Origin of the sequence: Kitasatospora sp. NPDC093102, assembly GCF_040683915.1 — a bacterium.
In the GTDB taxonomy this organism is placed as follows: Bacteria; Actinomycetota; Actinomycetes; order Streptomycetales; family Streptomycetaceae; genus Kitasatospora.
Map to the genome: position 1 here is coordinate 211,777 of NZ_JBFBFA010000008.1, position 19,799 is coordinate 231,575.

General features: G+C 73.4%; 15 protein-coding genes and 2 tRNA genes. 5 read left to right on the forward strand and 12 right to left on the reverse strand.

Translation table 11 applies throughout. The features are described from left to right. Nucleotides 1-46: 46 nt before the first annotated feature. Nucleotides 47-1,324 (reverse strand): hypothetical protein, encoded by a 1,278-nt coding sequence (locus tag AB0O11_RS14805; RefSeq protein ID WP_363385961.1) that lies wholly within the window; start codon nt 1,322-1,324, stop codon nt 47-49. Nucleotides 1,325-1,808: 484 nt separating this feature from the next. Beyond that, nucleotides 1,809-2,396 (reverse strand): VTT domain-containing protein, encoded by a 588-nt coding sequence (locus tag AB0O11_RS14810; protein WP_363386107.1) that lies wholly within the window; start codon nt 2,394-2,396, stop codon nt 1,809-1,811. Between the two features lie 629 nt (nt 2,397-3,025). Here AB0O11_RS14810 and AB0O11_RS14815 point away from each other — a divergent pair. Then, nucleotides 3,026-4,117, forward strand: coding sequence for an LLM class flavin-dependent oxidoreductase (locus AB0O11_RS14815; RefSeq protein WP_363385964.1), 1,092 nt, complete (start codon nt 3,026-3,028; stop codon nt 4,115-4,117). Between the two features lie 187 nt (nt 4,118-4,304). Here the strand turns inward: AB0O11_RS14815 and AB0O11_RS14820 are convergent, their stop codons facing one another. Together AB0O11_RS14820 and AB0O11_RS14825 are read right to left on the reverse strand one after the other, a co-directional pair. Continuing rightward, entirely contained in the window at nt 4,305-6,407 is a 2,103-nt protein-coding gene (locus AB0O11_RS14820) for an EAL domain-containing protein (RefSeq protein WP_363385966.1), read from the reverse strand. A 412-nt stretch (nt 6,408-6,819) separates the two neighbouring features. Next, on the reverse strand, nt 6,820-7,245 hold the full coding sequence (locus tag AB0O11_RS14825; protein ID WP_363385969.1) for an OsmC family protein: 426 nt from the start codon (nt 7,243-7,245) through the stop codon (nt 6,820-6,822). A 347-nt stretch (nt 7,246-7,592) separates the two neighbouring features. Here AB0O11_RS14825 and AB0O11_RS14830 point away from each other — a divergent pair, with 347 nt between their 5' ends. Beyond that, nucleotides 7,593-7,928 (forward strand): chorismate mutase, encoded by a 336-nt coding sequence (locus AB0O11_RS14830; RefSeq protein ID WP_363385972.1) that lies wholly within the window; start codon nt 7,593-7,595, stop codon nt 7,926-7,928. A gap of 262 nt (nt 7,929-8,190) precedes the next feature. After that, nucleotides 8,191-8,973 (forward strand): signal peptidase I, encoded by a 783-nt coding sequence (gene lepB / locus AB0O11_RS14835; protein ID WP_363385974.1) that lies wholly within the window; start codon nt 8,191-8,193, stop codon nt 8,971-8,973. On the opposite strand, the gene AB0O11_RS14840 is transcribed toward lepB, so the two are convergent. The 3 genes from AB0O11_RS14840 to AB0O11_RS14850 form a co-directional block, all read right to left on the reverse strand. After that, nucleotides 8,936-10,012 carry a DMT family transporter gene (locus tag AB0O11_RS14840; protein WP_363385977.1) on the reverse strand — a complete coding sequence of 359 codons (1,077 nt, stop codon included), beginning with the start codon at nt 10,010-10,012 and terminating at the stop codon, nt 8,936-8,938. The two genes, lepB and AB0O11_RS14840, sit on opposite strands and share 38 nt — an antisense overlap. Nucleotides 10,013-10,205: 193 nt before the next feature. Next, on the reverse strand, nt 10,206-12,611 hold the full coding sequence (locus AB0O11_RS14845; RefSeq protein ID WP_363385979.1) for a transglycosylase domain-containing protein: 2,406 nt from the start codon (nt 12,609-12,611) through the stop codon (nt 10,206-10,208). A gap of 224 nt (nt 12,612-12,835) precedes the next feature. Further along, nucleotides 12,836-12,909, reverse strand: a tRNA-Lys gene (locus AB0O11_RS14850). Between the two features lie 218 nt (nt 12,910-13,127). On the opposite strand from AB0O11_RS14850, the gene AB0O11_RS14855 reads away from it, so the two are divergent. Next, nucleotides 13,128-13,811 carry a DUF998 domain-containing protein gene (locus AB0O11_RS14855; RefSeq protein ID WP_363386109.1) on the forward strand — a complete coding sequence of 228 codons (684 nt, stop codon included), beginning with the start codon at nt 13,128-13,130 and terminating at the stop codon, nt 13,809-13,811. Beyond that, nucleotides 13,808-14,692, forward strand: coding sequence for an alpha/beta hydrolase (locus tag AB0O11_RS14860; protein ID WP_363385981.1), 885 nt, complete (start codon nt 13,808-13,810; stop codon nt 14,690-14,692). The genes AB0O11_RS14855 and AB0O11_RS14860 overlap by 4 nt, the downstream gene beginning before the upstream one ends. A 40-nt stretch (nt 14,693-14,732) precedes the next feature. Here AB0O11_RS14860 and AB0O11_RS14865 read toward each other — a convergent pair whose 3' ends face one another. The 5 genes from AB0O11_RS14865 to AB0O11_RS14885 all read right to left on the reverse strand — a co-directional run bounded on the left by AB0O11_RS14865 (nt 14,733) and on the right by AB0O11_RS14885 (nt 19,615). Continuing rightward, a complete protein-coding gene (locus AB0O11_RS14865) occupies nt 14,733-15,377 on the reverse strand; it encodes a GPP34 family phosphoprotein (RefSeq protein WP_363385983.1) in 645 nt (214 codons plus the stop codon). A gap of 72 nt (nt 15,378-15,449) precedes the next feature. Continuing rightward, a tRNA-Lys gene (locus AB0O11_RS14870) sits at nt 15,450-15,523 on the reverse strand. A gap of 78 nt (nt 15,524-15,601) precedes the next feature. Continuing rightward, on the reverse strand, nt 15,602-17,668 hold the full coding sequence (locus tag AB0O11_RS14875) for an ABC transporter ATP-binding protein (RefSeq protein WP_363385985.1): 2,067 nt from the start codon (nt 17,666-17,668) through the stop codon (nt 15,602-15,604). Further along, entirely contained in the window at nt 17,665-18,618 is a 954-nt protein-coding gene (locus AB0O11_RS14880; protein ID WP_363385987.1) for an ABC transporter permease, read from the reverse strand. The genes AB0O11_RS14875 and AB0O11_RS14880 overlap by 4 nt, the downstream gene beginning before the upstream one ends. Nucleotides 18,619-18,634: 16 nt before the next feature. Then, a complete protein-coding gene (locus AB0O11_RS14885; RefSeq protein WP_363385989.1) occupies nt 18,635-19,615 on the reverse strand; it encodes an ABC transporter permease in 981 nt (326 codons plus the stop codon). Between the last annotated feature and the right edge of the window lie 184 nt (nt 19,616-19,799).

Sequence of the window (19,799 nt, forward strand, 5' to 3'; positions counted from 1 at the left end):
GCCCCGCCGGCCGGTGCCGGTGCCCGTTCCTCCGTCCTGCGGCGGGTCAGCCCGCCGTGCCGAGGAAGCTCTCCCAGCCGCCCGCCGGCGCCTGGCCGACGTTGAGCGAGCGCAGCTTGCGCAGGGTGGACTGGTCCTGCACCTCCAGCCACTCGACCAACTGCTTGAAGGAGACCAGCCGGACCTCCGGCTTGCCCGCGATGGCCTTGATGGCCTCTTCGACGGCGTCCATGTAGATGCCGCCGTTCCACTGCTCGAAGTGGTTGCCGATGAAGAACGGCGCACGGTTGCTGTTGTACGCGCGCTCGAAACCCGCCAGGTAGGAATTGGTGGCCTGGGTGCGCCACTCGCCGTACATGGCCGGGTCGCCCTTGGTGCTGCCCTTGGACTGGTTGGCCAGGATGTTGTAGTCCATCGACAGGACCTGGTAGTTGTGCCCGGGGAACGGGATGGACTGCAGCGGGAAGTCCCAGACCTTGCCGTCCTGCACCTTCTGCGGCCATATCTGCAGGCCGCCCGAGGAGCTGGCGTCGTACTTCCAGCCCAGCTTGGCGATGGTCGGCAGCAGCGCCTTCTGCCCCTCCAGACACGGGGTGCGGCCGCCGATGAGCTCCTTCTTGTAGTCGAAGGGGAGCGGGTCGACGTCGGTGAAGCCGGTGTTGGTCCGCCACTGGGTGACGAAGCCTATCGCCTGGTCGATCTCGCTCTGCCAGTCCTCGGGGGTCCACACGTTGACCCCGTTCTTGTCCGGACGGCTGGAGCAGAAGTGCCCGTTGAAGTGGGTGCCGATCTCGTGCCCGGCCAGCCAGGCCTGGCTGATGAGCTTGAGCGTGCTCTTCACCGCACCGTCCGACAGGTACGGGATGTCGGAGGCGCCGACCGAGTGCTTCGGCGGGTGGTACAGGTCGGCCTTGCCCTTGGGCAGGGCGTAGATGCCCGAGAGGAAGAAGGTCATCGTGGCCTTGTGCTGCTCCGCCAGCTTCAGGAAGCGGGGGAACTGGCCGTCCTCGGTGCCGCCCGCGCCGTCCCAGGAGAAGACCACGAACTGCGGCGGCCGCTCGCCCGGCTTGAGCTTCTCGGGCTTGGGCTGGTTCGGCTGCGGGCCGGTGTCCGCATTGGAGCCGTCGCCGATCGGGGGGCCCTTGGGCACCACCGCCTGGGTGGGGTCGCCGGTACCGCCCTGAGTGGTGCTCGCGCTGCCGGGGCCGGGGGAGGCGGAGTCCTGGCCCGAGCCGGATCCGCCGCTGGAGCAGGCCGTGACCGCGCCGAGGGCCGCGGTCGCAGCGGTTGCACTGAGCACCGTCCTGCGCGAGATGCTGGTCATGGTCTCCCCTGGGTGCCGATGCCGGTGGTGGGGGCGGCCCGCAGCCGCACCGGTCAAATCGGGCAATTGATGAATATTCCGCCGTTAGCATGTCATGTCGCCACGGTGGCCACGAAGGCCGCCCGAGCGCTGACGACTCTCAACACGCGGGGCGCATCCGGCTGGGCTGCGGGGATGCGTCGACTGTTGCCGTCCTGTGACGCTTTCCACCCCGTGCGGCCCGGGCAGTACGGTACCGCCGGTCAGCCCGGGCCCCGTCCGAGTTCGTCGGTGTTCGGCCCGGTTGGTCGCCCTTTTGGGGAAACTTTTGCCCCTTGCAGGGCCTGGCAGCCCGAAGCCCGCCAAGGGCGCGCGCCGACCGGAGCGTCTCGGTCGCAGTGGCGCGGCCGTGTGTGGGGCGGCCCGCAAGGGGCGGTCGGCAAGGGGCGGGCCGGCCGGGACCGGGCGCTGGCCGGGAACGGTCGCCGGGAGGACGGACGGGCCGTCAGAGGGCGGCGAGCCGCCGGGTGCGGCGCACCATGCGTGCGATCGCGGTGCTGATGGCGGTGGCCGCCGCGCAGGAGACCACGAGGCTCAACCAGGCGGTGTTGAACCAGTGGCTGTTCAGCCAGCCCAGCGTCACGATGTAGGCGGCCCAGACCAGCGCCGCCAGCGCCGACCAGTGCAGGAACCGGTGCGGATGGGCGGGGGAGTGGCCGATGGCCAGGTTGAGGACGGTCCGTCCGGCCGGGACGAACCGTGCGATGACCACCATCGCGGCGGCCGCGCCGTGGGGGCGTTCGACCAGGGCCTGCTGGACCCGGGTCACACTGGCCGCCAGTTTCGGGCGCCGGGCGAGCCGGCGGTGCAGCGCCGGTGCGCCGCGGCGGGCCAGGTTGAGCAGCAGGAGGTCGCCCAGGAAGGAGGCCACTGCCACGCCCAGTCCGAGCATCACGGGCGCGCCGTCGACCTGCGCGGTCTTGAGCACAGCCAGGATGACCAGCGTCCCGCTGGGGATGAACGGCAGAAGGGCGTCCCCGAGCACGGCGACGAGCGCCAGCGCGCAGATCCACGAGGATCCGATCGCCGCCACGAAGTTCAAGGCCTTTACTCCCTCCAGGCCGCCCGGGGGAGCAGGTGGCTGCAGGGGTCAACGCTAGCGCCTCGACTTTTCATGCCATGAAGCACCCCGGTATGGCAGGGGTCACGGCCACCGATTCCGGCCGCGCCCCGAGGTGGCGAACCGCGGGCCCGGGCAGGCCGTGGCGAGGGGCGTCCGGGCAGGGGAGGGCCGCCACAACCGGAACGAGCCCCCGGGGCGGGGTGCCGCGCCGAGGGCTCGCAGTGATCGTCCAGTGCTGGTCCAGCCCGACGATCTTGCTGGTGGAGTGCGGATCCCGTTCGGCGACCCGCTCCTGGGGCCCAGCCTGCCGGACGCCGGCCCCCCGCGGCGAGACCTGGCGCTGGCGACTTCCGGCGCTGGCGGGAAGTCGCCAACCGTGTTCGCCCGCTGGCTCTCCGTCAGCCGGCCGGTCGGTCGGACTTCCGTCCGGAATGGCCGAAACCCGACTGGACCGCGGCCGGACGACACCCCGGAGCCGGGAACAGCGAGCCCCCGGCCGTGGTTGACCCCGGTCGGCGACAGCGACCGGCGGGCCACCCGGGACCGCGCGGTCGCCCACGACAGCCGGCTCAAGGACGGCAGCCAGGAGGGCGGACGGGATGACCACCGAGGACCAGCAGCAGCGCGGGAACGGGCCGACGGTCGGCGCGGAGATCCGGGGCACCGCCCGCGGAACGGCACCCGCTCCGCTCTCGATCCTCGACCTGGCCACCGTCGGCGTCGGCTACACGCCGGCCGAGGCCCTCGCCGCCACCACCGAGCTGGCCCGTCGGGCCGAGCAGTGGGGCTACCACCGCTTCTGGGTGGCCGAGCACCACGGCATGCCCGGGGTGGCCAGCTCCACCCCCGCCGTCCTGCTCGCCCACCTCGGGGCCAACACCACGACGCTGCGGCTCGGCTCCGGTGGCGTCATGCTCCCCAACCACGCCCCGCTGGCCGTCGCCGAGCAGTTCGGCCTGCTGGAGGCACTGCACCCCGGGCGGATCGACCTCGGACTCGGCCGCGCCCCCGGCACCGACCCGGCCACCGCCCGGGCGCTGCGCCGCGGCCTCACCGAAGGCGCGGACGACTTCCCGCAGCAACTCGCCGAGCTGACCCACTTCCTCGACGGCGACTTCCCGGACGGCCACCCGTACGCCCGGTTGAGCGCCGTCCCCAAGGGCGAGGGCCGCCCGCCGGTCTGGCTGCTCGGCTCCTCCGGCTTCAGCGCCCAGCTGGCGGGCCGCCTCGGCCTCCCGTTCGCCTTCGCCCACCACTTCAGCAGCGCCAACACCATCCCGGCGCTGGACCTCTACCGGTCGTCGTTCCGCCCCTCCGCCGTGCTCGCCGAGCCGTACGCGCTGATCGGCGTGAGTGCGGTCGCCGCCGACGACGAGCCCTCGGCCCGGCGGCTCGCCCGCTCCGCGGCCCTCGGCATGCTCCGCCTGCGGCGCGGCAACCCCGGCCCGATCCCCACCCCGGAGGAGGCCGAGCAGTACCCGTACAGTCCGGTCGAGGCGGACTTCATCGACAGCTGGATCGACAACGTCGTGCTCGGTGACCCGGGCCGGGTCGCCGACGGGCTGGAGGCCCTGCGCAAGCGGACCGGCGTGGACGAGCTGATGGTCACCTCGCACATCCACGGCCACGAGGCCCGCCTGCGCTCGTACGGCCTGATCGCCGAGGCGTACGGCCTCACGGCGACGGCCTGACAACGACGGCCTGACAACGACGGCCTGACAACGACAGAGTGACCGCGGCGGCGTGACCGGCCACCGGCACCGACGGCCCACGGGCCTGCCCCGGCCTGACCGCCCCCAGGGCCCGCCGCCACCCTCCCGTCGTCCTGCCGCGCCCCGCCCTCGCCTCGCCCTCGCCCCGCTCCGTCCGGCCCGGTGGCTACCGGCCGTCCAGGGCGGGGCGGCCCTCGCGGAGTATCGCCGCGACCAGTTCGGCCTCGCCGGGGCGGGCGAAGTACCAGCCCTGGGCGGTGTCGCAGCCGGTCAGGCGCAGCCGCTCGGCCTGGGCGGCGCTCTCGATGCCCTCGGCGGTGACGGTCAGGCCCAGGGTGTGGGCGAGCTGCACCATCGCGCCGACGATCTGCTCGTCCGCGTCGCTGCGGCGGGAGCCGAGCTCCGGGAGGCCGGGGCGGTCCGCCGGGGCGGGCTCGCGGAAGCCCTCGATGAAGGTGCCGTCCAGCTTGAGCACGTGCACCGGCAGCCGGGAGAGGTAGGCCAGGTTGGAGTAGCCGGTGCCGAAGTCGTCGATCGCGATCCGCACGCCCATGTCGGCGAGCGCCTGGAGGGCCTGGAGGGGGCGGCCGCCGGGGCCGAGCAGGGCGCTCTCGGTGATCTCCAGCTGGAGGAGCCGGGCCGGCAGACCGGTGCGTTCGAGGGCCCGGGCGACGTCGGCGACGATGTCGGAGTCCCAGATCTGGCGGGCGGCCAGGTTGACGCTCACGAAGGTCTCGGTCTCGGGGAACTCGGTGAGCCACTGCCGGGCCTGGCGGCAGGACTCCTCCAGCACCCAGGTCCCGAGCGGCACGATCGCGCCGGTCTCCTCGGCGAGCGGGATGAAGCGGTCCGGGGAGAGCGTCCCGTAGCGGGGGTGGCGCCAGCGGACCAGCGCCTCCGCGCCGTGCACGGTGCCGTCGGCCAGGCCGACCAGCGGCTGGTACTCGATGGTGAACTCACCGCGCTCCAGGGCGGGGCGCAGCGCGGTGGCGAGCAGCTTCCGGGTGAGCTGGTGGGCGCCGCGGTCCGGGTCGTAGAGGGTCCAGCGGGCGCGGCCGTCGGCCTTGGACCAGTAGAGCGTGGCGTCGGCGTCCTTGACCAGGTCGGTCGGGGTGGTCTCGTGCACGGACCGCTCGACCACGCCCACGCTGGCGGTGATCACCAGCCGGTGCCCGGCGACGTCGAAGGGACGTTCCAGCACCTCCAGGATCCGGGTGGCGAGCTCGGTCAGCTGCTCGCTGCCCAGGCTGTCGGTGACCAGGACGGCGAACTCGTCGCCGCCCATCCGGGCCACCAGGTGGGTGTCGCGGCCGTCGAACCCGCGCCGCAGCCGGGTGGCGACGGCGATCAGCAGCTGGTCGCCGATGCGGTGGCCGAGTGCCTCGTTGACCGCCGCGAAGCCGTCGAGGTCCAGGTAGCAGACCCCCACCCGGCGTTCGTCCGAGGACTCGACCGGTCCCGGCTGGCCGGTCGGCGAGAGGCAGGCGGCGTCGAGCTGTTCGAAGAAGTAGGCCCGGTTGGGCAGCCGGGTCAGCGGGTCGTGCAGGGCCTGGTACTCCAGCCGGTCGCCGAGCCGGCGCTGCTCGGTGATGTCCTCCACCAGCGCGAGGGTGTAGAGCGGCTCCCCGGCACCGTCCCGGATCAGCGAGACGGTGACCTTGCTCCAGACCGTGTGGCCCTCGCGGTGCTTGAGCTGCTTCTCCACGCGGAACCGTTCCCGCTCCCCGCGGACGAGTTCGGCGAAGAGCTGGTCCGGCATGCCCTCCGGGTCGATGATCTCGTGCAGGTGAGTGCGGACCAGTTCGCCGACGCCCCGTCCGATCAGGGCGGCGAAGGCGGGGTTGACCTCGATGATCCGGTCCTCGGCATCGATCAGGGCCATGCCGATGACGGCGTCGCAGAAGGCGGCCCGGAACCGGGACTCGCTGGCCCGCAGCGCGGCCAGCAGCCGGTCGGTGCCGACGCTCTCCAGGCCGGTGCCGCCGTCCGCCGGGCCGCCGCCGATGAGCCCCCGGCCCCGGTGGGCGTCGCCGGTGAGCGGGGCCGAGCAGGTGGGGCAGAGCAGCAGCTCCGGCTCCGTCAGCGTCCCGCAGGTGCTGAGGGCGGTGGCGGCTCCGGGGGCCGGCCCGGCGACCGATCCGCCGACGGGCCCGCCCGCGGATCCGGAGGCCGGTTCCAGGACCGGCGAGGCGAGGTGGCGGTGGCGCGGTGATTCCTCGTGCCGCACGCCAGGGTGGTGTGCGTCGGCCCCCTCGTTCTGGCCCGGCACGGCATGCTCCCGTCCGCTGCTGACGCTTGACGATGGTTCGGCCGGCCAGTCGGGATCCGGCGGCCGGCTCCGCACTCTGTCGCGGTCCTCGGAGTCGGTCCGCTGCGGGGCCGCCCGTCGTGGGGCGCCGGCGCGCGGGGACCCGCCTGAAGGACAGGGCGCTGCGGCCGATCATAGGCCGCGACGGCAACGCGCGGTGACCGCCGCCAGGGTGATTCGCCCGCTTTATGATCATGAATGGCGGTACGTGCAGACGCCCCTGGTGCACATCACATGATGTGCACCAGGGGCGCGTGCGCCGAAGCCGCGCCCTTGGGCGCCGGTCGCGCGCCGGAAGCGGAGCGGAGCGGGCCGGGAGCGGAGGGGCGGAAGGAGCCGGAAGGGGCGGTGGAGAAAGGAGGAAGGGGGCGGCTCAGGCCAGCTTGGCGGTGAGCGTGATGGTGGTGCCGGCCAGGGCCTTGCTGACCGGGCAGTTGGCCTTGGCGTCCTCGGCGGCCTTGGCGAAGCCGGCCTCGTCCAGGCCCGGCACGTCGCCGGTGACGGTCAGGTGGATGCCGGTGATGCCTTCGCCCGGCTGGAAGGTGACGTCGGCCTGGGTCTCCAGGGTGGTGGGCGGGGTACCGGCCCCGGTGAGGCCGTGGGAGAGCGCCATCGAGAAGCACGCCGAGTGGGCGCCCGCGATGAGCTCCTCCGGGCTGGTCTTGCCGTTGGCCTGCTCGGCGCGGGAGGGCCAGGACACCGGGAACGTGCCGATCCCGGACGTTTCGAAGGTCACCTGGCCCTGGCCGGCGACGAGGTTGCCCTTCCAGGCCGTACGGGCGGTGCGGGTGGTTGCCACGATCGGTACCTCCATCACTGGGGACTGCTGCCTTGCCTGCTGCACTGCCGAGGGAGTGTTCGAGCGGTCACTTCCGGTCATGCACGCCCCAGCCTACGGGCAGAGCCCTCTCCGGTCCGGTGTGTGCCGCGGCGGCCGGGTGCGTCGCGCCGCGCTGGTCCGCTGCGTCACGCCGCGGTGGTCGGGCAGGCCGTAACGTTCGGCGGAGGTTGCGGCCCGCTGTCCGGATCGTGGACGGTTCCGTCCGACGGTGCGGGGCCGGAGTGGGGGCCCTGTTAGATTTGCCCGGGCCCGAGCCCGGCCGCCGTACGGTCGGGCGCCCACTCCAGACACCGGGAGCCGCCCCGATGACGGACCACTCCACGACCTCCGACGCCGGTCTGCCCGAGGGGATCGACGACGCCGTACGGGCCGAGCTGACCAGCCTGCGCGAGAGCATCGACAACATCGACGCCGCGGTGGTCCACATGCTGGCCGAGCGCTTCAAGGCGACCCAGCGGGTCGGCCGGCTGAAGGCCGAGCACAAGCTGCCGCCGGCCGACCCGGCGCGCGAGCGGGACCAGATCAAGCGGCTGCGGGAGCTGGCGGCGGGGGCGAAGCTGGACCCGGTCTTCGCGGAGAAGTTCCTGAACTTCATCATCGCCGAGGTCATCCGCCACCACGAGGCCATCGCCCGCGCCTGAAACCCGGGCCCGGAGCCACGCGCCTGAAACCCGGGGCCGGAGCCACGCGCCTGAAACCCGAGGCCGGAGCCACGCGACTGAACCCCGGGCCCGAGGGCCGCGTCCGAAGGCGGAGCGACTCCCGGCCCGGTTCCCGGACGGGCCGCGAGCGGCCCCCGGGACACCCGGTGATGTCGGCGGAGGCTAAATGACCGATTTCGTCAGGCTCCACGGTTGGCGTAGCGTGCAGGTTTCCCCCAGCCGGAGAGGTGGAGCAGCGACGATGGCGGTGAACCTGCCCGAAACGCCCAGCGGAGCCCCCAGCGATTCCGCGTCGAACGCCCATGGGGTGCCGGGCGGCCGCGCCGAGGCCCGCCGCCAGGCGCGCGGTTCGCGCGGCCGCCAGGCGCGCCGCCCGGGCCGGCGTCCCGCGCCGTGGTGGATCGAGCTGCCGGTGATGGCGGCGATCGGCCTGGTGGTCGCGCTGCTGATCAAGACCTGCCTGTTCCAGGTGTTCACCATCCCGTCCGGCTCGATGGAGAACACCCTGCGAATCGGCGACCGGGTCGGGGTGAACAAGCTGGCGCCGCTGACCGGCTGGGAGCCGGAGCCGGGGCAGCCGGTGGTGTTCAAGGACCCGGGGGGCTGGCTGCCGCCGCAGCCCACCGACCCGAACCCGTTCACCAACGCCGTGAGCTCGGCGCTCAGCTTCGTCGGTCTGGTGCCGCCGAAGGACGACAACTACCTGGTCAAGCGGGTCATCGCGACCGGCGGCCAGACCGTGCAGTGCGAGGGCACCACGCTGACCGTCGACGGGCGGAAGGTCGACGAGCCGTACCTGCACCCCGGAGACGACTCCTGCGCCGGGCTGGACTTCGGGCCGGTGAAGGTGCCCTCGGGCTACGTCTGGGTCGAGGGTGACCACCGCAGCGACTCGTCGGACTCCCGCTACCACCGGTACGGCCCGGGTGGCGGTGCCGTGCCGGTGGACAACGTGGTCGGCCCGGTGTCGGCCGTCGTGTGGCCGCTCAATCACCTCGACTGGTTCGGCTGGACCGGCCGCTGACCCCACGCTCGGCGGTCGCCGGGCCGGGAGCCCCGGCTTCGGCAGCTCCGGGCTCGACGGTCCCGGGCTCGGCAGTTCCACGGCCGTCGGTCGGCGAGCCCGCACCCGCCTCCGCGGGTTTGCTCGCCTGCGCCGCGAAGGCGCCGGCCAGCACCAGCAGGCCGCCCGCGATCTGCGGCAGCCCGAGGTGCTCGCCGAGCAGCACCCAGGCCGCCACGGCGGCGACCACCGCCTCCAGGTTGGCGACCACCCCGGCGACCGGCGGCGAGAGGTGGCCGACCGCGATCACGCCGGTCAGATAGGCGAGCACGGTTGCGATCAGGACCATCCACGCGGCCGGGAGGAACGCGGGCAGGGTGTGCCCGTTCATCACCACCGACCCGCCGAGCCGGCTCCAGTCGGCCTGCCACGGGCGGGTGAGGGCGGTGAGCAGCACGGCGCCGATGAGCAGTCCGAACGCGCTGACGGCGAGCGGGTCGACCGGACGGTCGCCGCGCCGGCCGGCGTCGGCGAGAACGAAGTAGCCGACCTGGCAGCAGGCCGCGCCGAGGGCGAACAGCACGCCCAGCGCGTCGAAGCTCAGACCGTTCCAGAACTCGACCACGCAGGCCAGCCCGGCCACCGCGACGCCGGCGCCGATGGCCGCGCCGCGGGTGATCGGCTTGCGCTGGACGAACCTGACGTAGCCGATCAGCAGCGGCGGCCCGAGGTATTCGATGAGCAGGGCGACGCCGACCGGGATGCGGGAGATCGCCGCGAAGTAGCAGGCCTGGACGCCCGCCACGGCGATCAGGCCGAAACCGAGCAGCAGGGCGGGGCGGCGCAGTACGGCGTCCCGGTGCCGGTAGGCGACCGGGAGGAGTGCCACCGCCGCCCCGGTGACCCGGAGCCACACCACGTGCAGGGGGGAGAGCCCGGCCTCTATCAGCGGCTTGGCCGCGGTGCCGGAGCCGCCGAAGGCGAAGGCGGAGACCAGCGCGAGGCCGAGGCCGAGGGTTCTGCCCGAAGGGAGGGTGGGCGAGGCCGTTGATCTGTGCATCGCCGCATTGTGACAGTCGTGCCGACGACCGGGTAAGGCGCCATTCCGTCGTTTGGTCCTGCCTTCAACTGTGCGGAGTGGCGCACTCACCGGTGCGGAGCGCCGCCCTCCCCCGATCCCGGACGGCGCCCCGGGTCCCCCCACCGGCCCGGGTCCCCCACCGGCCCGGGGTCCCCCCACCGGCCCCGGACCGTCAGCCCCTGGAGCCGGACGAGGCACCCGCCCCCGTCAGCGTGTCCTGCCCACCCGTGGACGGGACCGTCGGCTGCGTGGTCGGGGCCGTGGTCGGCTGGGGGGTCGGCGTCGGCCGCGAGGTGGGCCGGGGCGGCCGGGTGGGCTGGGTGCTGGGCTGGGCGGTCGGCGGAGCCGTCGGAGCGGTGGTCGCGCCGCCGTCGGTGCCGCCCGACGGGGCCGAACCCGGGCCCTCGCCCGGCGCCGTGGTGGGGCCGGTGCTCGGCGCGCCGGTGGGGGCACCCGTCGACGGGGTGCTGCTCGGCGTGCTCGGGGCGGTCGGCAGGTCGGTGGCACCCGAGAAGTCGCCGTCGGCCGGGGTCGGGAAGTCGCCGACCGGCTGGCCCTTGAGCGCGGCCTTCATGTAGCTGGTCCAGATCTGGGCCGGGTACTGGCCGCCCGCCGCGCCGTCGATGCCGCCGACGCCGCTCAGGCTGACCTGGGCACCGGTGCCCGGGTCCTGGCCGAACAGGGCGACCGAGGTGACCAGCTCGGGGGTGTAGCCCACGAACCAGACGGACTTCTGGTCGTCGGTGGTGCCGGTCTTGCCCGCCGCCGGGCGGCCGAGCGCCTTCGCCCGCCAGCCGGTGCCGCCCGGGTCGTTCACCACGCCCTGGAGCATTGAGGTGACCCGGTTGGCGGTGTCCGCGCTGATCGCCTGGGTGCTCTTGTGCGCGGGCAGCGCCACGGCCTCGCCCTCGCGGTCCACCGACTGGACCAGCCACGGGGTGATCTGCTTGCCGCCGTTGTCCAGCGTGGCGTACACGCCGGCCATGTCGAGCACGCTCGGGGTGGCCGCGCCCAGCGGGATGGAGGGCACCGCGTCGAGCCCCGGGGTGTTGCCGGGCAGGCCCAGTGCGATGCCGGTGTCCCTGACCTTCTGCAGCCCGGTGTCCTGCGCGAGCTGCGCGAACGCGGAGTTGACCGACCAGTCGGTGGCCTGCTGCAGGGTGATCTGGCCGTAGCTCTTGTCGCCCTCGTTCGGCGGCGCGTACGGGGTGCCCTTGCCGCCGCGGACCTTCCGGCCGCTGGTGCCGTCGTAGACCGTGCGCGGGGTGATGGTGTGGCCGTCCTGGGTCTTGGCGTCGTTCTCGAAGGCGGCGGCCAGCGCGATCGCCTTGAAGGTCGAGCCGGCCTGGTAGTCGCGCCGGGTGGCGTTGTCGACGTAGTGCTTCACGTAGTCGGCGCCGCCGTACAGCGCGACGACCGCGCCGGTCTTCGGGTCCACGGAGGCGGCGCCGGCCTGGGCGGCCGCGTCCGCCTTGCGCTTGTCCGGGTTCAGGGTGTCGCGCAGCTGGGCCTGGACGGAGTCCTGGAGGGCCTGCTGGCGGGCCGGGTCGATGCTCAGCTTGATCGTGTAGCCGCCCTTGGCCAGCTCGGTCTCGCTGATCACCCCGCTGGAGGTGAGGTACTGGGTGGCCGCGTTGACCAGGTAGCCCGCCTGGCCGGACAGGCCCGGGTTGGGCTGGGGGTCCCGGACGTCCGGGAAGGTGGTCCTGGCCCGCTCGTCCGCGGAGAGCCAGCCCTCCTTGACCATGCCGTCGAGCACGTAGTTCCAGCGGTTGACGGCGTTCTGCTTGCCGGTCGCGGTCGCGGTGGCGACGTCGTAGGCGCTCGGCGCGTTCAGCAGAGTGGCCAGGTAGGCGCCCTGGGCGGGGTCGAGGGCGGACGCGTCGATGCCGAAGTACGCCTGGGAGGCGGCCTGGATGCCGTAGGCACCGCGGCCGTAGTAGGACGTGTTCAGGTAGCCGGAGAGGACCTCGTCCTTGCTCTCGGTGGCGTCCACCTTGATGGAGATGAACAGTTCCTTCACCTTGCGGGTGATCGACTGCTTCTGGCTCAGGTACGTGTTCTTCACGTACTGCTGGGTGATGGTGGAGCCGCCCTGGGTGCCCTCGCCCTTGGCGGTGTTGATCGCGGCCCGGACCAGGCCCTGGACGTTGACCGCGCCCTCGTTGTAGAAGTTCCGGTCCTCGGCGGCCAGCGCGGCGTGCTGGGCGGCGGGGGAGACCTTGTCCAGGGTGACGTTCTGCCGGTTGGTCTGGCCGGTGCGGGTGAGCACGGAACCGTCCGAGTAGAGCCAGGTGTTGCTCTGGGCGGTCGCGGCGGCGTGCGCGTCCGGCACCTTCACCAGGGCGATCCCCAGCGCGAACAGGCCGATGCCGAGCAGCAGCGCCGAGCCGAAGCCGAGCAGGGTCATCCGCCAGGTGGGTATCAGCCGGCGCCAGCCGGTGCGCCTGGGACGGCGCGGCTTCCTGCCGCCGTAGCCGTTGGACCCGCCGCCGGGGCCGGCGGAGCGCTTGAGTCGCTTGACCGGGCGGAGGCTGATCGACGGCGTGCGACGGCCGCTCTGGGCGTTTCTGGACAAAGCGCGGCCTTTCCTGCGGGCGCGTCGAAGCAGCCTGCACGGACGGGGACATCGGCGGTTGGGGACCTTTGTCCCGATTCCGGTTCTACTGCCCTGGACGAGCAGAACGGGCCGGATGGCTCCGGCGGATCGCCAATCGAGACCGACATCACACGCAAAACGGACGTCGGAGGCCAAAAAATCGGGGAGCCCCTCGCTGCTGCGAGAGGCTCCCCAACTGTCTGTGCGCCGCCAGGGACTCGAACCCCGGACCCGCTGATTAAGAGTCAGCTGCTCTAACCAACTGAGCTAGCGGCGCCTGCTGACCTGGAAAACAATACACGGTTCCGAGGGGTGCCTCGAACCACCCCGGATGCCGCCGCCCGATCCGCCCCTTTCCTTCCGGTTGGGCTGGAGTTCGCCGCTGGTTAGGGTGGAGCGGTGCCCAGCCTCCAGCCAGGACACCCCCGCGCACGACCCGGCAGGCCAGGAAGCGGCAGGCCGGGACACCGCACCGCGCGGACGGCGGTCGCCACCCTGCTGCTGCTCAGCGCCGTGGCGTACACCGCCTGGGTGCTGGAGGTCGTGCTGAGCACCGGGCTCGACCCGGTGCAGGCGTACATCAGCGAACTCGCCGCCGAGGACCAGCCGCTGGGCGGCCTGTTCCGGGCCACCGACCTGGCCGCCGGGCTCTGCCTGCTCGCCGCCGCCGGCACCGCCCTCGCCACCGGGCAGGCCGGGTCCTTCCGCCGCAACCGCTGGGCGCCGGTCGGCTGGTCCGCGCTGGCCGTGTTCGGCGCCGCGACCGCCGCCGACTCCCGGCTGCCGCTCAGCTGCGCCCCCACCAGCGACGAGATGTGCGCCGCCCGGGAGACCGCCGGGCTGGTCCCCGCCACCCACACCGCGCACGCCGTCACCAGCAGCCTCGCCATGGCCGGTGCACTCACCGCGCTGGTCTCGCTCACCGTGGCCGCCCGGCGCTACCACTGGTGGCCGCCGGTGCGCCGCTTCGGACCCTGGCTGCTGGGCGCCGAGCTGCTCGCCACCGGTTGGAGCCTCGCCTCGATCGCCGCCTTCCAGGCCGGACACGGCACCTGGGCGCTCGGGGCCGGCCAGCGGCTGCAGGTGCTGATCGTCGCGCTCTGGCTGGGCCTGCTGGCCCTGGGCGTCGCCCGCTCCGCCCGCCCGGCCGGGCCGTTCCCGGAACGGAGGCCGGCATGAGCACCCCCGGGGCGGAGACCGGCGGCCGGGCGCGCTTCCTGCGCATCGACGGCGTCCCGCTGCACGTCCGCGCCGAGGGCAGCGGCCCGGTCTGTCTGCTCTCCGGCGGCCTCGGCAGCAGCTGGTTCGACTGGGACCTGGTCGTCCCCTTCCTCACGCCCTACCGCACCGTGGTCCGCTTCGACCGGCCCGGTTACGGACTGAGCGCCGCCGAGCCCGCCGCCGGGCGGCCCGCGCCGACGGCGGTCGGCGAGGCCGGGCGGATACGGGCGGTGCTGGACGGCCTCGGGCTGCGCGAGCCCTGCACCGTGGTCGGCCACTCGCTCGCGGGCTTCCACGTCGAGGCCTTCGCCCGGCTGCACCCCGAGCGGACCGCCGGGCTGGTGCTGGTGGACGGCAGCGTGGAGGCGGCGGCCCGCCCGTACCCGGCGCCCGCTGCGCGCGACCTGGCGGTCCGGGCGGTGGCGGGCGTCGCCACCGCCCTCGCCGTGCCCTACCTGTTCGGCCCGACCGTCCGCCGGGCCACGGCCCGGCTGTCCACCGTCCGCCGCGAGGACCTCGCCCCGGCGCCGCTGGTCCGGCACTGCTACCGCACCGGGCGGGCCCTGCGCGCGCTGCTGCGGGAGAACGGCCGCTACCTCGACACGGCCGCGGAGCTGGACGAGCTGCGGCTCAGCCGGCCGCTGGCCGAGGACCTGCCGGTCACCGTACTGGCCGCCGACGACGGCTGCCGGACCCGCCGCACCGAGGACTGGCTGGCCCGGCAGCGGGAGCTGGCGGCGCTGCTCGGGGCGGACTTCCGCACCACCGCCCCGGCCGGGCACCTGGTGATGTTCGACCGCCCGGACGCGGTGGCTTCGGCTGTGCTCGACACCCACTGAGGCGCCGCAGTCGCCCCCGGGGCATCGCCCGCCCCCGGACTCAGTTGCTGGAGCTGACCCGCCGGACCGCCTGCGGGATGGGCAGCTCCCACGCCGCCTTCCGTACGGCGCGCCTGATCGGGGCACCGGGCCGACCGGGGTAGAGGCGGTGCTCCAGGCCGGCGACGCCGATCAGACCGGCCAGCTGCCGGTCCCGCTCGGCCGTCGGCCGGCCCTCCCCGCCCCGGGGATCCAGCAGGGTGGCCGCCACCCGCGCGGCGACCTGCTGCCCGAGCTCGGGCCGGGTCAGCAGGTGGCTGCGCCAGGGCAGGCCGAGGAAGCGTTTCTCCTCCACCGTGCAGCACCCCTGCTCGACCAGGCGGTCGAGGTGGAACCGGTACCCGGGCGGGTCCGGTACCCGGGTGATCGCCTGGTCGAGCAGGGGCCGGAACCGGCTCTTGCCCCTGGCCTCCAGTCGGGCCAGCACCCCGGCCTCGACCTCGTCCCGTGCGCCGAAGGGCTGGTAGCCGGTGATGTGGTGCTTGTCGACGGTGATCGCGCCGGCCAGCTGCAGTTCGGCGAGGACGGCGCCGGCGACCACGTGGTGGAACTCGCTGACCGGGGCTCGGAAGCGCCCGGACCTCGGGTGGGCGCACAGCAGCATCAGTTCCTCGGGGAGAGGACGGGTGTCGGAAGGGGTCGTCACGGGACCAGCATTCCCCATCCGGAAAACGCCTCAGGCCGCCCACCGGAGTGGACGGCCTGAGACCTTGCCATGTGCGCCGCCAGGGACTCGAACCCCGGACCCGCTGATTAAGAGTCAGCTGCTCTAACCAACTGAGCTAGCGGCGCTTGCTGACGTCGAAGACTTTACACGGCACCGACCCGATCCACCGAATCGCGTTCGAATGATCACTGTGCGTGATCGTCTCAGGTCGTCGGCTCCGGGTGGTGGCAGGCCGCCTGGTGGTCCGCCCCCTGCACGCCGCCGACCAGGGCCGGCCGCTCCTGCTCGCAGCGGGCCCGGTCCGCCGGGGCCGTGAGTCCGGCGTAGCGCGGGCAACGGGTGCGGAAGACGCAGCCGGTGCGGCGCTCGGTGGGCGGGGGAGGGTCACCGGCCAGCAGGATGCGGTCGCGGGCGCGCTCGGCGGCGGGGTCGGGGAGTGGGACGGCGGAGAGCAGGGCGCGGGTGTACGGGTGGCGGGGGCGGTCGAAGACGGCGGAGACCTCGCCCTGCTCGACCGTCCGGCCGAGGTACATCACGCTCGCCCGGTCGGCGAGGTGCCGGATCACCGAGAGGTCGTGCGAGACGAACAGGTAGGACAGGCCCAGCTCGGCCTTGAGCGTCTGGAGCAGGTTGAGCACCCCGGCCTGGATGGAGACGTCCAGCGCGGAGACCGGTTCGTCCAGCACCAGCAGCCTGGGCCGGACGGCGAGCGCCCGGGCGATCGAGACGCGCTGGCGCTGGCCGCCGGAGAACTGGTGCGGGTAGCGGTCGGCGTGCTCCGGGTCGAGGCCGACCTGGCGCAGCAGCTCGGGCACCCGGCGGGCGGTCTCCTCGCGCGGGGTGCGCTGGGCGAGCAGCGGTTCGGCGACGATGTCACCGACCGGCATCCGGGGGTCGAGGCTGGCCATCGGGTCCTGGAAGACGATCTGCACCTGGGCGCGGAGGCGGTGGGCCTCGGCCCGGGTGAGCGTCGCGGTGTCCCGGCCGAGCAGTTCGATCCGGCCGGTCTCCGGGGCGCCGAGCCGCAGCAGTTCGAACAGCGTGGTGGACTTGCCGGAGCCGGACTCCCCGACCAGGCCGAGGGTCTCGCCCTCCCGCAGGTCCAGGTCGACGCCGTCCACCGCGTAGACCTCGCCGACCTTGCGCTTGAACACCGCGCCCTTGAGGAGCGGGAAGGTCTTCCCGAGGCCGCTCACCGACAGCACCGGTGTCAGGGCGGCGCGGTCGCCGGGGCGGACGGCGGCGGGCAGCTCCGGGACGGGGTAGACCTCGGCCGGCGCGGGCCGCCGCTCGGCGAGTTCCGCCGACCGTACGCACGCCGACAGGCGGCCGTCCGCCCCCTCCAGGGCGGGCTCGGCCGCGGAGCAGCGCTCCTCCGCCAGCGGGCAGCGCGGCGCGAAGGGGCAGCCCCGCGGCAGTTCGGTCATCGGCGCCGGGGTGCCGGGGATCGGCACGAGCGGACCGCCGCGCCCGTCCAGCCGGGGCAGCGCGCCGATCAGGCCGAGCGAGTAGGGGTGGTGCGGGGCCGCGAACAGCTCGTCCACCCCGGCCGTCTCGACCACCCGTCCCGCGTACATCACCGCGACCCGGTCGGCCGTTCCGGCGATCACCCCGAGGTCGTGGCTGACCAGGACGAGGGCCGCGCCGGTCTCCCGCTGGGCGGTGCGCAGCACGTCCAGCACCTGGGCCTGGATGGTGACGTCGAGCGCGGTGGTGGGCTCGTCGGCGAGCAGGATGTCGGGCTCGTTGGCGACCGCCATGGCGATCATCGCGCGCTGGCGCATGCCGCCGGAGAACTCGTGCGGGAAGCTGTCCAGGGCCCGGTCGGGCGCCGGGATGCCGACCAGGTCGAGGAGTTCGGCGGCCCGGCGCCGCGCGGCGGCCTTGTCCACCCGCTGGTGGATGCGGACCGCCTCGGCGATCTGGTCGCCGATCCGGTAGACCGGGGTGAAGGCGGAGAGCGGGTCCTGGAAGACCATGGCGATCCGGCGGCCGCGGATCGCGGCGAGTTCCCGGCCCGGCAGCCCGACCAGTTCCCGTCCCTCCAGCCGCACCGAGCCGCTGACGCTCGCGGTGCCGGGCAGCAGCCCGAGCACGGACAGTGCGGTGACGGACTTCCCGGAGCCGGACTCGCCGACGATGCCGAGGGTCTCGCCGCGCCGCAGGGTGAGGTCCACCCCGCGGACGGCCGGGACCGGGCCGTCGGGCCCGGCGAAGTCCACCCGCAGGTCCCGGACGGCGAGCAACGGGGTTTCGACGGTGGTGGTCACGGGTGCTTCCTACGGGAACGGCGGGCGGACCGGGAACGGCGGGGCACGGCCCCGGAGGTGGGGTCGAGGGCGTCGCGCAGCCCGTCCCCGATCAGGTTGACGGCGAGGACGAACAGCACCAGCAGTGCGGCGGCGAAGTAGAACAGCCAGGGGAACACCGGGGCCTCGCCGGTCCCGGCGGCGAGCAGGGTGCCGAGCGAGACGTCCGGCGGCTTGACCCCGAAGCCGAAGTAGGAGAGCGCGGTCTCGCTCATCACGGCGCCGCCGACCGCGATGGTGGCGTCGATGATGAGGAAGGAGGCGACGTTCGGCAGGATGTGCCGGCTGATGATCCGCAGCGGCCGCACCCCCATGAACCGTGCGGCGCGGACGAATTCGCGCTCGCGCAGGGAGATGGTCATCGAGCGGACCACCCGGGCGGTGATCATCCAGTTGAACAGCGCGAGCAGCAGGACGAAGGCGATCCAGCCGGCGCTCTTCAGCCGGGCCGAGACGATGGTGATGACCAGGAAGGCGGGGAAGACCAGCAGCAGGTCCACCAGGAACATCAGCGCCCGGTCGGCCCAGCCGCCGAAGTAGCCGGCGCAGGCGCCTACCACGGAGGCCAGCACGGTGGAGAACAGTGCCACCAGCAGGCCGATGATCAGCGACTTCTGCAGGCCGCGGACGGTCTGCGCGAAGACGTCCTGGCCGACTCCGTTGGTGCCGAACAGGTGCTCGGCGGACGGTGGCCGGTGCAGTGCGGAGAAGTCGGGGGTGGCGTAGTCCCAGTGCGTCAGGTACGGCCCGCCGAAGGCGAGCGCGAACAGCAGCAGCACCACGACGGCGCCGACCACGGCCCCGCGGGCGGCGAGCAGCCGGGAGAGGACGAGCCGGCCGCGGCCGGTGGCCCGGGGCGGGCCGGCGGGTGCGGAGGGTTCGGCCGGTTCGGCGGTGGTGACGGTGGTCATCTCGGCTCTCCTCCGGTCAGGACCGCACGCGCGGGTCGAGGGCGGCGTGCAGGGTGTCGGCGAGGAAGCCGGAGGCGAGCACGACGACGGCGGCGAACAGGTTGATCGCGACCACCGAGTTGACGTCCTGTTCGTTGATCGACTTGATCAGCCACTCGCCCATGCCGTGCCAGCCGAAGATCGTCTCGGTGAAGATCGCACCGGTGAAGATGCCAAGGAAGCTGTAGGCGAACATGGTCGACATCGGGATCACCGCGGTCCGCAGCCCGTGCTTCAGCAGCGCCCGGCCACGCGTCAGGCCCTTGGCCTCGGCGGTGCGCAGGTAGTCGGAGCCGAGCACGTCGAGCATGGTGCCGCGCTGGTAGCGGCTGTAGGTGGCGAGGCCGCCGAGGGCCAGCGAGATGGTGGGCAGCAGCAGGTGCAGCGCCCAGTCGGCGACGTGGGCGCCGAGGCCGCCGGTGAGTCCGGGGGTCTCGTAGCCGGTGAACGGGATCACCTCGTGTCCGGCCGCGTCCTTGGCGGCGATGGCGCCGTTCTTGAGGAACAGCGCGACCAGGAAGACCGGGGTGGAGAGCAGGACGAAGGACAGCACGGTGAGCAGCCGGTCGGAGATCCGGTACTGGCGCACGGCGCTCCACGCCCCGGCGGCGACGCCGAGGACCATGCCCAGCAGGCTGCCGATCAGCAGCAGCCGCAGCGAGACCCGGACCCGACGGCCGAAGTCGTCGGTGACCGGGGTGTCGTGGATGGTCCGGCCGAGGTCGCCGTCGAGCAGCCCTCCGGCCCAGTGGCCGAAGCGTTCGACCACCGGTGTGCGGTCGTTCAGGTTGAGTGCGGTGAGCTGGCGCTCGACCGATTCGGCGGACGGCCGGGGGACCTTGGCCTCGAAGTAGGTGCGCGGCTGCAGGGCGGTCGCGGAGATCGCGTACGCCAGGAAGACGGCGGCGATCAGCAGCGCCGCGTAGTAGCTCAACCGTTTCGCCAGGTAACGGAGCATCAACGGCCGTCCGTCGCGGTGCGGGTGGGGCCGACGCGTCTGGTGGGCATCGAGTGGTGGCCTCCGGGGTCCGGGCCCGGTCTGGGCGTCAGTTGGCGGTGTCAGCGGTCGAGTTGGGGATGCGCAGGTCAGAGTGAAGCATCGGGGCACTGAGGTGGTGTTGCGCCCGTGTTGCCGTGTGTGG

What these genes read in the sequence shown, in the direction of transcription:
- lepB (WP_363385974.1), top strand. Translation starts at nt 8,191, where the DNA reads ATGGCGGTGAACCTGCCCGAAACGCCCAGCGGAGCCCCCAGCGATTCC.
- AB0O11_RS14885 (WP_363385989.1), bottom strand. Translation starts at nt 19,615, where the DNA reads ATGCTCCGTTACCTGGCGAAACGGTTGAGCTACTACGCGGCGCTGCTG.
- AB0O11_RS14830 (WP_363385972.1), top strand. Translation starts at nt 7,593, where the DNA reads ATGACGGACCACTCCACGACCTCCGACGCCGGTCTGCCCGAGGGGATC.
- AB0O11_RS14805 (WP_363385961.1), bottom strand. Translation starts at nt 1,324, where the DNA reads ATGACCAGCATCTCGCGCAGGACGGTGCTCAGTGCAACCGCTGCGACC.
- AB0O11_RS14815 (WP_363385964.1), top strand. Translation starts at nt 3,026, where the DNA reads ATGACCACCGAGGACCAGCAGCAGCGCGGGAACGGGCCGACGGTCGGC.
- AB0O11_RS14880 (WP_363385987.1), bottom strand. Translation starts at nt 18,618, where the DNA reads ATGACCACCGTCACCACCGCCGAACCGGCCGAACCCTCCGCACCCGCC.
- AB0O11_RS14860 (WP_363385981.1), top strand. Translation starts at nt 13,808, where the DNA reads ATGAGCACCCCCGGGGCGGAGACCGGCGGCCGGGCGCGCTTCCTGCGC.
- AB0O11_RS14840 (WP_363385977.1), bottom strand. Translation starts at nt 10,012, where the DNA reads ATGCACAGATCAACGGCCTCGCCCACCCTCCCTTCGGGCAGAACCCTC.